General features: G+C 66.0%; 13 protein-coding genes. All 13 read left to right on the top strand.

Annotated features, from left to right (window positions below):
• Positions 1-31 precede the first annotated feature (31 nt).
• The 13 genes from ACZ7OH_RS31090 (at position 32) to ACZ7OH_RS31150 (ending at position 12799) form a co-directional block, all read left to right on the top strand.
• Positions 32-1420, top strand: a complete 1389-nt coding sequence (locus ACZ7OH_RS31090; protein WP_470284068.1) for a radical SAM protein — start codon at positions 32-34, stop codon at positions 1418-1420.
• Positions 1417-2340: an LLM class flavin-dependent oxidoreductase gene (locus ACZ7OH_RS31095; RefSeq protein ID WP_470284069.1), complete on the top strand. Its 924-nt coding sequence runs from the start codon at positions 1417-1419 to the stop codon at positions 2338-2340. Before ACZ7OH_RS31090 ends, ACZ7OH_RS31095 begins: the two co-directional genes overlap by 4 nt.
• Positions 2337-3545 carry a hypothetical protein gene (locus tag ACZ7OH_RS31100; protein ID WP_470284070.1) on the top strand — a complete coding sequence of 403 codons (1209 nt, stop codon included), beginning with the start codon at positions 2337-2339 and terminating at the stop codon, positions 3543-3545. The genes ACZ7OH_RS31095 and ACZ7OH_RS31100 overlap by 4 nt, the downstream gene beginning before the upstream one ends.
• A complete protein-coding gene (locus ACZ7OH_RS31105) occupies positions 3526-4536 on the top strand; it encodes a hypothetical protein (protein ID WP_470284071.1) in 1011 nt (336 codons plus the stop codon). The genes ACZ7OH_RS31100 and ACZ7OH_RS31105 overlap by 20 nt, the downstream gene beginning before the upstream one ends.
• A gap of 17 nt (positions 4537-4553) precedes the next feature.
• Complete coding sequence (locus ACZ7OH_RS31110) at positions 4554-5897, top strand: radical SAM protein (protein WP_470284072.1); 1344 nt, start codon at positions 4554-4556, stop codon at positions 5895-5897.
• Positions 5894-6529, top strand: coding sequence for a 2OG-Fe(II) oxygenase family protein (locus ACZ7OH_RS31115; RefSeq protein ID WP_470284073.1), 636 nt, complete (start codon positions 5894-5896; stop codon positions 6527-6529). The genes ACZ7OH_RS31110 and ACZ7OH_RS31115 overlap by 4 nt, the downstream gene beginning before the upstream one ends.
• 4 nt (positions 6530-6533) lie before the next feature.
• The gene (locus ACZ7OH_RS31120) at positions 6534-7391 is read left to right on the top strand and encodes a glycosyltransferase family 2 protein (protein ID WP_470284074.1); all 858 of its coding nucleotides are present in this window, start codon (positions 6534-6536) and stop codon (positions 7389-7391) included.
• Positions 7342-8043, top strand: coding sequence for an aspartyl/asparaginyl beta-hydroxylase domain-containing protein (locus ACZ7OH_RS31125; RefSeq protein ID WP_470284075.1), 702 nt, complete (start codon positions 7342-7344; stop codon positions 8041-8043). The genes ACZ7OH_RS31120 and ACZ7OH_RS31125 overlap by 50 nt, the downstream gene beginning before the upstream one ends.
• A complete protein-coding gene (locus tag ACZ7OH_RS31130) occupies positions 8040-8855 on the top strand; it encodes an NB-ARC domain-containing protein (RefSeq protein WP_470284076.1) in 816 nt (271 codons plus the stop codon). The genes ACZ7OH_RS31125 and ACZ7OH_RS31130 overlap by 4 nt, the downstream gene beginning before the upstream one ends.
• Positions 8852-10162 carry a hypothetical protein gene (locus ACZ7OH_RS31135; protein ID WP_470284077.1) on the top strand — a complete coding sequence of 437 codons (1311 nt, stop codon included), beginning with the start codon at positions 8852-8854 and terminating at the stop codon, positions 10160-10162. Before ACZ7OH_RS31130 ends, ACZ7OH_RS31135 begins: the two co-directional genes overlap by 4 nt.
• Entirely contained in the window at positions 10159-10653 is a 495-nt protein-coding gene (locus tag ACZ7OH_RS31140; RefSeq protein ID WP_470284078.1) for a tetratricopeptide repeat protein, read from the top strand. Before ACZ7OH_RS31135 ends, ACZ7OH_RS31140 begins: the two co-directional genes overlap by 4 nt.
• Before the next feature lie 174 nt (positions 10654-10827).
• A complete protein-coding gene (locus ACZ7OH_RS31145; RefSeq protein WP_470284079.1) occupies positions 10828-11832 on the top strand; it encodes a hypothetical protein in 1005 nt (334 codons plus the stop codon).
• A gap of 7 nt (positions 11833-11839) precedes the next feature.
• The gene (locus tag ACZ7OH_RS31150) at positions 11840-12799 is read left to right on the top strand and encodes a TIR domain-containing protein (RefSeq protein WP_470284080.1); all 960 of its coding nucleotides are present in this window, start codon (positions 11840-11842) and stop codon (positions 12797-12799) included.
• Positions 12800-13139 lie beyond the last annotated feature (340 nt).

The raw sequence follows: 13139 nt of genomic DNA on the forward strand, positions 1-13139 counted from the left end.
ACCGCCGCTACCGAGTGCGGGTGCGCTGGCCATGGACGAGATCAACTGGCACCACCTTTCCTGCGGCGAACTGGCGATCAGCCCGAGAACAGGTGGCTGGGCGGTCTTCGACGGCCGGGAACGAGCCGTGTTCGAGAGCATGCCCCGGGTGGAGGACGCCGGAGCGTTTCGGCCGATTCTCGAAGTCGCTTGGAAATGCGCGCTGATCACCGTGGACGGGAAATCGACCTACGACGAGGCGGCTCACGCAGCAGCGGTGGCGGCCACTCGTGATTACTACACGATCGTCCTGTTGCTCAATTCCGGCTGCAACCTGGTGTGCTCCTACTGCTACCTCGGGCACGCCACCCCGACAAGTGCCCGTTCGATGGATCTCGGGCACGCGCAGGCCGTCATCCGGGCTTCCCTGGAGCAGCCGTGGCCTTCGGTGCTGGTGGACTTCGGTGAGATCGCCGCTGCCGAGCAACAGTTCCGTGCCCTGCTTCCATGGGCGGTGAACGAGGCGGAGCGCAGGGACAAGGTCTTGCGGGCTTCGATCCAGACCAATGGGACGACTTTGAACGAGGGACTCGCCGACTTCCTCGCGCGTCACGACGTTTCGGTGGGAATCAGTCTTGACGGACCCCGCGACATCCACGATGGCGCTCGTCGGTTCCGCAGCGGGGCGGGCTCCTACGATAAGGCTGTGGCCGCGATCGCTCGCTGTCGCGCTCGGGGTCTGCGCGTCCACCTCATCGCAACGGTCACCCAGCGCGCAGTGGGGCGCAGTCAGGATGTGCTCGCCGAGATCAGAGCGCACGACCCCGACAGTTACTTGGTGAAGCCGGTCCTGGCTCAGGGCGAGGCAGCCACGGCCTGGGAGGCAGAAGGCTTGTCCCCGGGCCAATTCGACGAGTTCATGGCCGAGGTCGTTTCCAGCGCCGACGTCACAGACTCGGAGCTGATGGAACAGTCCGCGCACAAGTTCCTTCTCAGGATCCTCGGCGATCGCGGCGGCTGGCGCGACTCCTGCACGAGCCGGTACTGCGGCTCGGGACAGTCCTTGCACGTGGCGGGCGCCGACGGCGGTCTGCACGCCTGCCCACGGTTCGTACAGGACTCCAGTAAGGAGCTGCCGCTGGTGCAGATCACGAAACGACCGGAAATCGGTCGGCTGGAGCTCCGGAACCTGGTCTCTGCCGACCTGCGGCGCCCGCCATCGACGTGTGCGGGGTGCAGCTGGCTCGGCAGCTGCGGAGGTGGATGCACGCTCGCCGGTCAGGGTGGCAACCGATCGGTGCCGCTGCCCGATCCGAACTGCCCCGCATACATGACGATCCACCACACGTTGTTCCACACGATCATTCCCTCGTTCCTGGCGGGTAAGCACCGTGGGAGCCGGGTGTTCAACGGGGCCGAACTCCACGAGGTGCTGACATGAGCACGGGATTGCAGGTTCGCATCGGCTACGGCCTCGGTGTTCAGCACATGATCGACGATGCGGACGACTTCGTCTCGTTATGCCGTGGCGTGGAGAGCTCCGGATTCGACTCGTTGTGGTTGTCCGAGGTAATCACCAGCCCCGCGCTCGATCCGATTGCGGGCTTGGCCTTCGCCGCGGCCGTGACCGAACGGATCAAGCTCGGGACCAGCATCCTGGTCGCCCCCGGCCGGCCGGCCGCCGTTCTCGCGAAGTCCGTTGTCACATTGGACATGCTCAGCGGCGGCCGTTTTCTGCCGATCCTCGGCCTGGGCACGGTCCACCCGGACGAGCAGCAATCCTTCAACGTGAATCGTGCTGATCGCGGGCCCTGGCTGGAAGAAGCCGTACACGTGATGCGGCGGCTCTGGTCCGAGGAGTCGGTCACCCACTTGGGAGAGCGGTTCCGGTTGGACGACGTGGGTCTGCCCGTGCGGCCGCGGCGGTGCCCACCCGTGTGGCTCGGCGGTCAGGCCGGCTCGGAACTGCGTAGAGTCGGACGCATCGCCGACGGGTGGCTGGCCAGCTTTGCGACCCCCGCGGAGGTCTCGCGAGGGATCGTCCGGGTACGGGACGCGGCAAGCGATGCAGGGAGGCGGATCGAGGAAGATCACTACGGTGTGCTGCTGCTGTACGCCCTCCGTGAGCCGTCACCGCAGTCGGTCGAGTTCATCTCGTGGCGTCGGCCGGACCTCACTCCGGACCGCGCGTTGCCGATCGGAGGAGCAATGATCGCCGAGCGGCTTCGCGAGTACGTCGAGGCGGGCGCTTCGAAATTCATCCTGGTTCCCGCTGACCGGCCGAAGAGCTGGCCTTCCGAGCTCGAAGAGCTGGCGGAGACGGTCATCCCGATCCAAGGTGAAGTGGCGGCATCGGCATGACCGCCGTCAATGCCCTCGTCGAACAGGACGATGCGAAGCGCGGCATGAACTTGATCAAGCTCGAGTGGGTGCGCCGACACCTCGAGGGAGGGACCGACGTGGGCGAGCTGTGCGCCGCCGTGGCTGCCGCTGGCGCACACGCCAGACCGGTACTCGTCGGGCCCCGGTTCGGCAGGTGGCTGAGCCGCCTGGTCCGGCTCCTCGACCGCCGTGCGGCAGAACTGCTGCCGGACGGCGATTTTCACGCAACCTGCCTGCAGGCAGCCGAATTCACGGCAGCCATTCGCTGCCTGGATCCGGCCGCGGTAGGCGTAACGACACACATGCGAGTAAACGCGGACGGCATCGTCTCTCTGCCCGGTGCCGGCGTCTGGCTTGCATTTCCCCTCGCGTTCGCGGGCGTCACCGTGCCGATTCGCGCATCTGTCACCACCGACCCGCCGCTCGTCGAGATCGACCTGCCGACCGGCGCCGACCCCGGATCGGTGAAGGTGCATCTCGGCTCGGAACCACACGACGGCGCCGATTCGGCAGGAGTGGAAACCGGAACCGCAACGGTAGGCGTGGCCGCGAGCCCGCCGACCGTGCGAACACCAACGCCGCTTCCGGCCTGTGCATCGCGCTGGACTGCGGCCGGCGGCAGGTTGCGAACGGACTTCGCCGCAGCGACGTGGATGCCAGGCGCAACAGCGGAGCTGCAGGCGGTCCTGACGGAGCTCGGCACTCCGGAGGGGATCCAGATCAACAGTCTTTCCGACCGCAAGCAGCGCACCGACCCGACTTTCGATCACCTGAGCCTGCTGCACGTTCGCCGCCCCGCGCGGTACGACTCGATCGTCGCCCGGATCGAATCGGCGCCCGACGGCGACGTGCGCCGGCTTCTCAAGGGTCACGTCGCCTACATAGAGCGTGACATGAGTTCCGCAGCCGAGACGTACGCCGAGCTCGTGGTCCGCCATCCCCACGACGTGGACCTGTGGCGCGACCTGACCTTCGCCATCCGGCACCTCGGCGATCCGGGACCCGGTGAGACATGGCTCTTCCACCCCGCAGACGTGATCGCGAGGGCGGAGGTCTGCGCGCCGGACCCGGCCCCGCTATCGCAAATCCTGCCGTCCCGTTCGCGGTACGACGCCATGCCCCCTGCCTGCCGGTTCGCTCTCGGTCTTCTGGAATGGGTGAGAAATGATCTCGATCATCGGTGACATCACCCCGCCCGTGCTGCCCTCGATGGAACAAAGCGACGAGCTGCGCGGCTACACCGTGCTCCGGCCGGAGCACGGACAGCCCGTCAACTTCGTGGCCGTCATGTCCGGGATCAAGCCCGTGATGGACGACTGGGTGGCAAGGTCGCGACTGGACGAGTACATCGACATGTGCCGCAGCCGCGGACTCTACGTGACGTCCAATGCGCAGTTCGCCGGCTTGTCCGGCGACGACGCTCTCGCCGACGTTATCGGCGGTGAGACGCTGACGACCACAAGGGCCGCTGCCCACACAGTAGCGGAAGATGTGCCTGACGCTTCCGTGCACGTGTTCGTCGGGCGAGACCGCGAGGCGGTGGACCGCACGCGGTGGTCGGGCTGGTACCCGCTGGTGAGCAGCGGGCGTGCCTCGAGCAAGCCGTGGATCGACCACTACTGGTTCGGCGAGGGACTCGGCTATCCCCGATGCTGCACGGAGGCTTTCGCCAGAAACAACAACTGGTCGATCAACAACATGCCATACCAAGCGTGGCGAGCCACCCGCGCACCGTCGGCGCTCTGCAACTCGACCCCGCGGTTCACCGGCCTCACCTGGACGGCCCACCTTCCCTGTCGCTACGACTGTGCGGCCTCGACAAAGCTGGCCAAGAAGACGAGGGTGGAAATGCGCCGGCATTGCCCGGACCTCGCCGACCACATCGACCGCCTCACGGCCCGGCCCTGCCTCGTCTTGAACGAATGGGAGACATTCAGCTTCGACGGCGCCGTACACGCGGCATCGGTCCGCTATCGGGCGGTTGCCCTCATGCCGTCCAACAAGCCCAACATGGAGCTGTTCGAGGCGCTCCGAGCGGGTACGCAGGTCGAGATCCGCGACGATCTCGTGGTGGTATTCGACGAGGATGACGTCGTCTGGATCGAACAATGCCGTGTCGACGGGTTCGCACCCCGTGTTCCTTTCTTCCTCGACTTCTCGGTCGGTGCCCGATGAGCGCGAAAGGAAGCGCGGTGGCTCGCCGGCTCGACCACCTGCGCGAACTAACGAGGTCGCTGAACCTGCACACGCCGCCGTCCTACTTCGCGTCGACAAAAGACATGATCCTCTATGAGGAGGCGCTCGCGCCATTGCGAGACGATGACACCGGGCGCCCGCTGAGCCTCTACGTCGGCATCCCACTGTGCGTCGAACACTGCTCCTTCTGCATGTACTTCTACGGGCTGGCCGACCGGGCAGGCGATAAGGCCGAAGCCTGTGTCCGTGGGATCGAAGCCTTCCTCCACGAGATCGGCGCAACCACCGGCCGCGCGATCGCCGGAAGCTACGTCGGCGGTGGTACCCCGACCGTGCTGGCGGCGGCACAGATCGAACGGCTGCTCTCCGCGGTGAATGCCGCGTTCGTGTTCGAAACCGATGCGCAGCGCACGTTCGAGATGTCCCCGAGTACGATGACCGCTGACAAGGCCCGGGCGATCGTGGCAGGTGGGTTCCAGCGGGTCAGTTTTGGTGTCCAATCCTTCAGCCGAGCAGTGGTCAGTGCCGAAGGACGGACGTTCGCGTCCGTCGACGAAGCCCGCGCGCTGATCCAGTACTGCCAAGACGCTGGCGTCACCGAGGTCAACATCGACCTGATGGTCGGTCTGGCCGGGGAAACAACCGAGTCCGTGCAGGACTCCGTGGTACATGCGCTCACCAGTGGCTGCACCACGGTCTCGATCTACCGCTACCGGCCCGCCCGCGGCTCGGAGCTGCGAAGGCGGGGCGGCGTCGACCAGTACGTCGCGACTTGCGCCGAGCGGATAACGCGTATGGCCGACCTGGCCACACGGCACGGATGGGATGTCGAAGGTCGCGCGGACGGCGAACACGTCCGGCTGATCGATCCCTCGGCGTCCGCGCACCGGGCCGAACGCAATTTCTACGAAACGCGGTACCGCCCACAATTCGCCAACTCCCTTTTGGGAGTAGGCAGCGGAGCGCGCTCGTTCCACCGTGACCACCGGTTCGTCCACTGCGCCCACCAGCCACGAGGAGGGTTCAGCTTGGTAGGCAGGTTAGTCGAGGTGCAGGACTGCGACCTGCCGTCCCGAGCGGCCGCCGCGCTGGTCAACGAGCTGTACCGGGAGTGGACCGTGGACACCGCTGCGATCGAGCGAGACGCCGGAGTCACCGTGCGGGACCTGTTCTGTGCGGAACTGGATTTCCTGCTCGATGAGGAAGTTCTCATTGAGGACGAGTCCTGGCTCACCGTCGCGCCGCGCCACCGTGCAGACTGGCTGTACTACGAGAAGCTGCTGTATCCCGAGGACTGGCTAGCCAGGCGTGGCGCGTCGAAGCTGCTTCGGGCAAGGTGATCGAGTTGACGACTCAGGTGTCGACTCGCGCCCTGTTCACCGTCCCAGTGTGGACAGCGGACCTCGCGCCGTCCACCGCGTGGATACCTCACCTGGTTGACGACATCGACCGTCTGTTGCGCGACGGAGGACAGGACCCCGCGACGTCGTCGGGTAACCAGACGCTGCCCGAGCTCCACTCGCGGAAGGAGCCGCACTGGTGTGAGTTTTTCGACTGGATTCGCACCGTGTTCGGAGAGGTAGCGTCGACTGCGCCTATACAGCGTTCCCACCGCTTCGTGATCCGATCGTGGGCCCTGCGGATCGACAAAGCCAGTGCGCATAAGGACCTTCACCACGGCCCGACGAGGCTGCTCGCCACGCACAACCACACTCCCGCACTCCTGACAAGCGTGTTCACGTGCGAGCTGCCGGCGGAGCCGGAGTCCGATCGGCTGGCCACGATCTTTCACAACCCCGTCTTCCACGTGAACTGCCCTTGGCAACCGAAAATAGTGGCCTTCACGCCCGTAGTCGGTACCCTCGTGGTCTTTCCGGGATGGCTCGAACATTCCGTGCCCGTTTCAGCGCCGATCCCGCACGGCCAGCGCCGGGTCACGATCAACACCGACTACCTACCCGACTTCGGCTGAGACCGTGATCAGCATCGTGGTGACGAGCTACAACCAACGTCGCTTCCTGCCCGCGGCGATCGACTCGGCGCTGGAGCAGACGCGTCTACCGGCGGAGGTGATCGTCGTCGACGACGGCTCGACCGACGCGAGCCGTCAGCTCATCCGTAAGTACGGCGACTCATTGGTGACGATTTCGCGTCCCAACGGCGGTCAGGCAGCGGCGTGGAATACGGCGGTGCCCGCAACGACCGGTGATTGGATCCTCTTCCTGGACGGCGACGACCGGCTAGCTCCACATGCCGTCGAGAGCCTCGAAGAGGCGCTTCGCGGAGTGATCGGCGCGGTGAAGGTGCACTGGCGCATGCGGCTGGTGGACGAACATGGAACACCCCTCGGAATCGAGATGCCCGAGGGTCGCCTACCACGAGGCGACCGGCTTCCGCAGCTCGTCGAGTACGGGTTCGACCGCGGGCCGAACCTGGCCACCTCGGCCAACGCGTGGCACAGGACGTTCCTGAGCAAGGTACTGCCGATGCCGGAGGAGCCATTCCGGATCAGCGCCGACACCTACCTCCACGGCCTTTCCCCGCTGTACGGCACCACTGTCGCGGTCGACGAGGTCTGCTCGGACTACCGCTGCCACAAAGACAACAACGGGGGGAAAGGTTCCGCCCGCTTCCGCGCCGAAGAGATCGTCCGCCGCTCCGCATTCATGTTCGACCTGGTCGCCGACGGACTGCGTACACGCGGGCTTCCCGCCGACATCGGACGATGGAAAACAACGAACCCGGTCTACACGCGACACGTGCGCATCGCGGAGGAGCACACCCATGCCGGATCCGAGGTACGTGGTCCTGGAAAGACTGCTGAGCGCAGTTGAATTGCTCGGCCGGCGCCCGGCGGCCGGGCCCCTGCCTGCACCGGACGACTTCCCTTGGCTCGCGTCGCTCGAAGCGGCGGCGCCGGCCATCGGAGTGGAGGCACGGGCGTTGTTCGACCGCTTTGCGGCCATCGACACGAACGTGTTGAATCCGCTCTCGGTCGACGTGGCGGGAAGCTGGCGATTGGTGCCGCTGATCGATCGAACGGGCCCGTATCCCTACCTGGCTGCCATGCCGGCAGCGCAGGCCGCCCTGTCCCAGGTTCCCATGTTGCGAGCCGCCGACTTCGCAGTGCTCACGTCTGGTTCGCGGATCGCGCCGCACACGGGCAACAACTGGGGGGTGCTCCGCGCCCATCTGGCACTCGTGGTTCCGCCGGGCGAAGAGGTCTGCGCGCTGCGCTTTCCGTGCCAACGCATCGAAGTTTCGTGGTCCGCCGGCAAGGCGTTCGTTTTCGACGATTCGTTCGAACACGACGCGGTCAACGACCGGGAGGGCGATCGGCTCGTCTTGCTCGTCGAGGCCGACCGGCCGCTATCGGGACCGGTCGCCGTGCTCAACCGGTTGTGCCAGCGCTGGTATCGGAACCACCCCGTCCAGCGTGGAGTCAGGCAACGCGTGCTAGCAGCGTACGACAGCATCGGCCGATGAGCTCGCCGCGACGTCCACGCTGGCCGGCCCGACTGCGCGGCCGATGGCGATGGTGGGCGATCGGGTGTGCCGGGCTGGCGGGGGCGGTCGCCGCCCTTGCCTGGTTGACGCCGGTCGGCGCCCGGCTGTTCATGTCCTACATTTCGCAGTCGCCGGATCGGCAGAGTGCGCTCTCCGGCATGGCCGGTGCGCTGCTCGCCGCAATGAGCCTGCTGGTCTCGATCGTCGGCATAGTCGTGTCGTGGCGGCAGCTGAAGCTCGGTAGTGGCGTCCCGGGGAAGGCAACCGTGGCCCTCCACAGCGAAATCGGTGTCGCCCGTCGGCCGGGTATGGCCTCCCTCGCTCCGCCCGAGGGGCTGCTCGGTGAACACCTGTTCGGAAGGTCTGCGCTGGTCAAGGATCTGTGCAGGATCCACCGGCGGCGAGTTCGGCAGTCACCTCGTGTCCGGGTGTTGCACGGCATGGGAGGAGCGGGGAAGACCACGGTCGCTTTGCTCGTGGCAGAGGTGCTGCAGCGGGCCGGTGTACAGGTGTGGTGGGTGTCCGCGGCGACAGAGGCCAGCCTGCAGACCGGGATGCGCGAGGTGGCGGCTCGACTGGGCGCCGGTGACTTGGAAATCGACCGGGCCTGGGCCGGCATGGGCAGCGCTCCGGACCTTGTGTGGCGTCTGCTCGGCGACCGCAAGGACCGATGGCTGCTCGTCGTCGACAACGCCGACGATACCGTGTCCTCGGATCCGATGAGGACCCGGTCGCGACCGGCCGAGGCTGGATTCGGCCGGTTCGCAGGCGATCCGGTGCCGTTCTCGTGACCACGCGGGACGGGCTGCCCACCACGTGGGGAGGGCGGCCCGGCATCGAATCGTGGTGCCAGTTCGACCTCGTCGGCATGCTGTCCACCGCAGACGGCGCACGAGTTCTCCTCGAGCACGCGCGACACGCCGGTACTCCGGGGGAAGCTGCCGCGCTCGCCCAGCGACTCGGCGGCCTCGCACTGGCCCTCGGACTCGCCGGCCGCTACCTCGCCGACGCAAACCAGCTGCGGCTTCCCGGCTCCGTCACGACGTTCACCTCGTACCAGGCGGCGATCGAAGCCGGTGGCCTCCAGTCGGTCTTCGAGCACCGAACGGATGCTCTGACGACCACACAGGCGCGCGGTCTCGTCGGCAGAACGTGGGAACTGTCGCTCGACCTCCTGCAGGACCGAGGGCAACCACAAGCCCGGACGTTGCTGCGGATCCTGTCGCTGTTCGCCGACGCGCCGATACCGCTTCGGCTGCTCGATCCAGAGACAATGGTGTCGTCGCCGCTGTTCCCGGGACTGGACGAAGCCGCGCTTCGCGGGCTGCTGCACGCGCTGAACGGCCTAGGCCTCATTGATCTCGGGGATTCAGGCCACTCTTCGCCGGACGCGCTGGCGCTCCGGATCCACCCCCTCATCCGCGACACCTGCCGACTGCACCTTTCGACATCCGGCCGGCACTCGGACCACCTGGCTCTGGCCGTGCACCTGCTGAGCAACGCCGCACCGGAAGATGCCGACGACGTGGCCAACTGGCCGGCATGGCGAATCCTGACGCCGCACGCGCTACATCTGCACGCCGCTGTGTCGGACGCCGCGACAACGAGTGCCCTGCTGGCCCAGGTGGTGCGGTGCGCCGACAGTGCGGTGCGTTTCCTGGCGAGCAGCGGGTGGCACCGCGCCGCCTTCACCGAAACGGAAGCCATCCTCCGCGCCAGTCGTGAACGGCTTGGCGCCCGCCACCACCGGACAATGCGCATCGAGGCCGTGTGCTCATGGCTCTTGGGAGAGAACGGCGATGCCGTGGGTGCACGAGACAGCTATGCGCGACTGGTGCCGGTCCGAGAGGAAGTATACGGGCCCGAGCACACAGTGACATTGAGCATGAAGGCGAATCACGCCTGGTGGATCGGCGAAAGCGGAGACGCGGCCGACGCGCGCGACCGGTACGCGGAGCTGGTAATGGTCCGCGAACGCATATCCGGTCCCGAACATTCCGAAACCTTGATCGCGCGATCCGGCTTCGCCTGGTGGGTCGGCATTGCCGGCGACGCCGCGGGCGCACGCGATGCGTACATGTCACTGTTGCCGCAGTGACGAGATTGTACGGGCCGGAACACCCATCGACTCTGATCTTGCGCGCAAATCACATCTGGTGGGCAGGCGAAGCGGGAGACCCAGAATTCGCTCGCGAAGAGAGTCGCGCATTGCTACCCGCGTTCCAGCGAGTATACGGCCTGGGGCATCCTGACACGATAGGTTTGCGTACCAGCCTCGCTCGCCGAACGCGAGAGGCCGGAGACCCAATCTCGGCTCGTGATCAATTCCTGCAAATTCTTCATATCCGTGAACAACGGGCAGGCCTTGAGCACCCGGACACCCTCTTCGTCCGACTCGACCTGGCCACCTCCATCGGCGAAGCCGGGAATCCCACTCGCGCTTGCGAAATTCTCGCGGACCTGCTGCCGACGGTAGCGCGAGTACACGGTTATGAACACCGCGTCACGCAGGCCGTCCGGCGAGGACTACTTCGCTGGTCCCCGGCCGGTGCCGAAGTGGCATTACCCGTCGACTGGCCGTCACCTTGAACTCGATTGGACAGAAAGATGACATGTTCAGGTCATCTTTCGCGCGCTCTCAGCTCGTTTCTCACGAAATGGTCGCAAGCAGGTTGAACATCGGCACCCTCCGTGCCGGTGATCGATCCGTGTACGTATGCTCGCCGTTCTGCGGGTCGCCGACCTGAGATTCGGAGGGTGTCGATGACCGAAGACGAGCTGGCTCACAAGACGGTGTCCGTCTTGTCGCACTATCTCGTGCGGAAGTCGGCAGAGGGCCCCGCTGCGTACAACGGACCTTTGGAGGATCTGCTCACCCGGGTGCAGGGGCAGTTCTCCGAACCGTTCCTCGCCGAGGTGTTCGCCCGCTTCGCCGCCCGTCCGTCGGAACCGGTCGAAACGGAGACGATGCGGCTCCACCTCCGCCAAGAGGTGATACGGGACGCGGGTTTCGCCAGAGAGCTGACGTCGGCCCTCGCCGGCCGGAAGGTGGGAAAGGTGAGAAGTTCGCGACGGCGCACCCACGTGGTATTGGCAGCTTCCGGCGTGCTGGTGCTGCTCGTGGCGACTTTCGCTGTCGCACGGGTGACTGGGTCTGGAGCCGGGCCAGCGCCCGGACTCCCTCAGGTCGTCGCCGTCGCCACCACGGTCACTGTCGCTCCACCGACAAGCAGTCAGCCTCCTCCGGAGACCACCGAACCACCGACATCGGCGACGGCGGCCGCCGATGATCCGGCCGTTCCCGGTGACGGCGGCAGCGTCCCCAAGGGCGTACCCATCCCGCTGGTGGAACTGCCGCGTCCCAACGACAGCTGGAACTTCCAGCACGGCGATCACGACGTACAGCTGACGCAGTACTCGAACTCGCTGTGGAACACGCTGGCCACCTGCAACAGCAGCGCCTACCGCGGTGAGCAGCAGTTCCGCCTGAAGAACTTCATTCGACTTGAGGTGAAAGCAGTCGGAACGGATTCGACCGCGTCCCCGGACCTCGCGGTGAAGTTCGAGGTGTTCGTAAACGATGACGCGGTCAACGCGAAACAGACCGTCGTGGCCAATCCCGGAGAAGCAAAACCGCTGTCGGTTGAGCTGCCGCCGGGCGTCTTCGCCATCAAGCTCCGGACGTCGTTCACCACAGCTCCGGGAAGACCGTGCCGAAGCGGGAACGCGGTCTGGGGATCACCCTACGTCGTCGCGGCGGGGAGCTGAGCGACGGATGACCAGGGGCAGAGATATCGCGACGATCTTCATCAACTTCCGGAACGGTGACGCGCAGGACACCGCCGTGCTGATCGACCGCAAACTGTGCAAGGTATTCGGCGCGGACAACGTCTTCCGGTCGAGCCGGACTATCCCCAAGGGGGTTGCCTTCGACCCCGCGCTGATCCAGGCCGCGTCGAGCTGCTCAGTGCTGGTGGTCGTGATCGGGCCGCACTGGCTCAGCCGCGACGATACCGGTGCACGACGGATTGACGCACCCGCAGACTGGGTGCGCACCGAGATCGAACTGGCGATCGCGAGCGGCAAGCCCGTCATCCCGGTCCTGGTCGGCGACCGTGCGATGCCAGCCGCCGACGAGCTCCCCGCGACCATCTCCGACCTGGCCCGTCGCCAGTACCTCCGGCTGCACCACCGCTCGGACGAATACGACCTCATGCACCTCGTCGACTCGATCCGAGAGCACCTCGGACCGGCGAACGGCGTTCCGATGCCGGAAGTCCCGGATTCGGCGCTTCTGACGGACCTCACTCCCACCAGCCGGACGTCCGATGTGCGCATTGGTCCAGTCAGCATCGACAACCGCCTCTTCAGCAACAGCGTCATCCACCGTTGCGAACACTTCGCGCAAAGCCCGCGCGGGTCGATCAGCTTCAACCTCGGCCGGAGCTACCGGTGGTTCGAATCGACCGTGGGTGTCCTGGACGACGCAGCCGACGCGACCCAGACGGGGGTCTTCCAGGTCATCGTGGACGGAACGCTGCGAGATGAGGTCACTGTCCGCCACGGACGATCACGGGTATTCAGGGTGGGTATCCAGGACGTACTGCGCCTGGAGTTGGTCTCGTACCGGCCGGGTATGATCGAAAGCCCATTGCTTGCTGGCGCCCGGATGGCGAGCGGATTGTCCAACTTCCTGCCGGAACTGGGCTGGGGCAACCCGGTCGTGCATTCATGACGCCACGGCGCGGACAGCACCCGGTTCGGCCCTTGCATACCCCTGCTTCTGTCGTAGGTCTCGAACGCGAAGCTCGACTCGCTCGCCGCCTTCAGCGAGTACGTGTGGCCGAGCACGTTCCACACCTTCCCCTCCCCGGCCGGCGTGATCCCCTTCGGCAGCGGGCCGAGCACGATTTCCTCGCCGGTCATGGCGTCTCCATAAGATTGTTGGTGTTCAGGACGGGATGTTCTGAATGCCCAGGGCGATGGGGTGTGGCTGATGGTGTCTTGCCTCGTGTGGTGGCTTCTGAGGAGTGGCCGCCCTGTCGTTCTGGACGCCCTGGCCGCTGATTGAGATC

It is taken from the genome of Amycolatopsis sp. NPDC114478, from assembly GCF_055633805.1.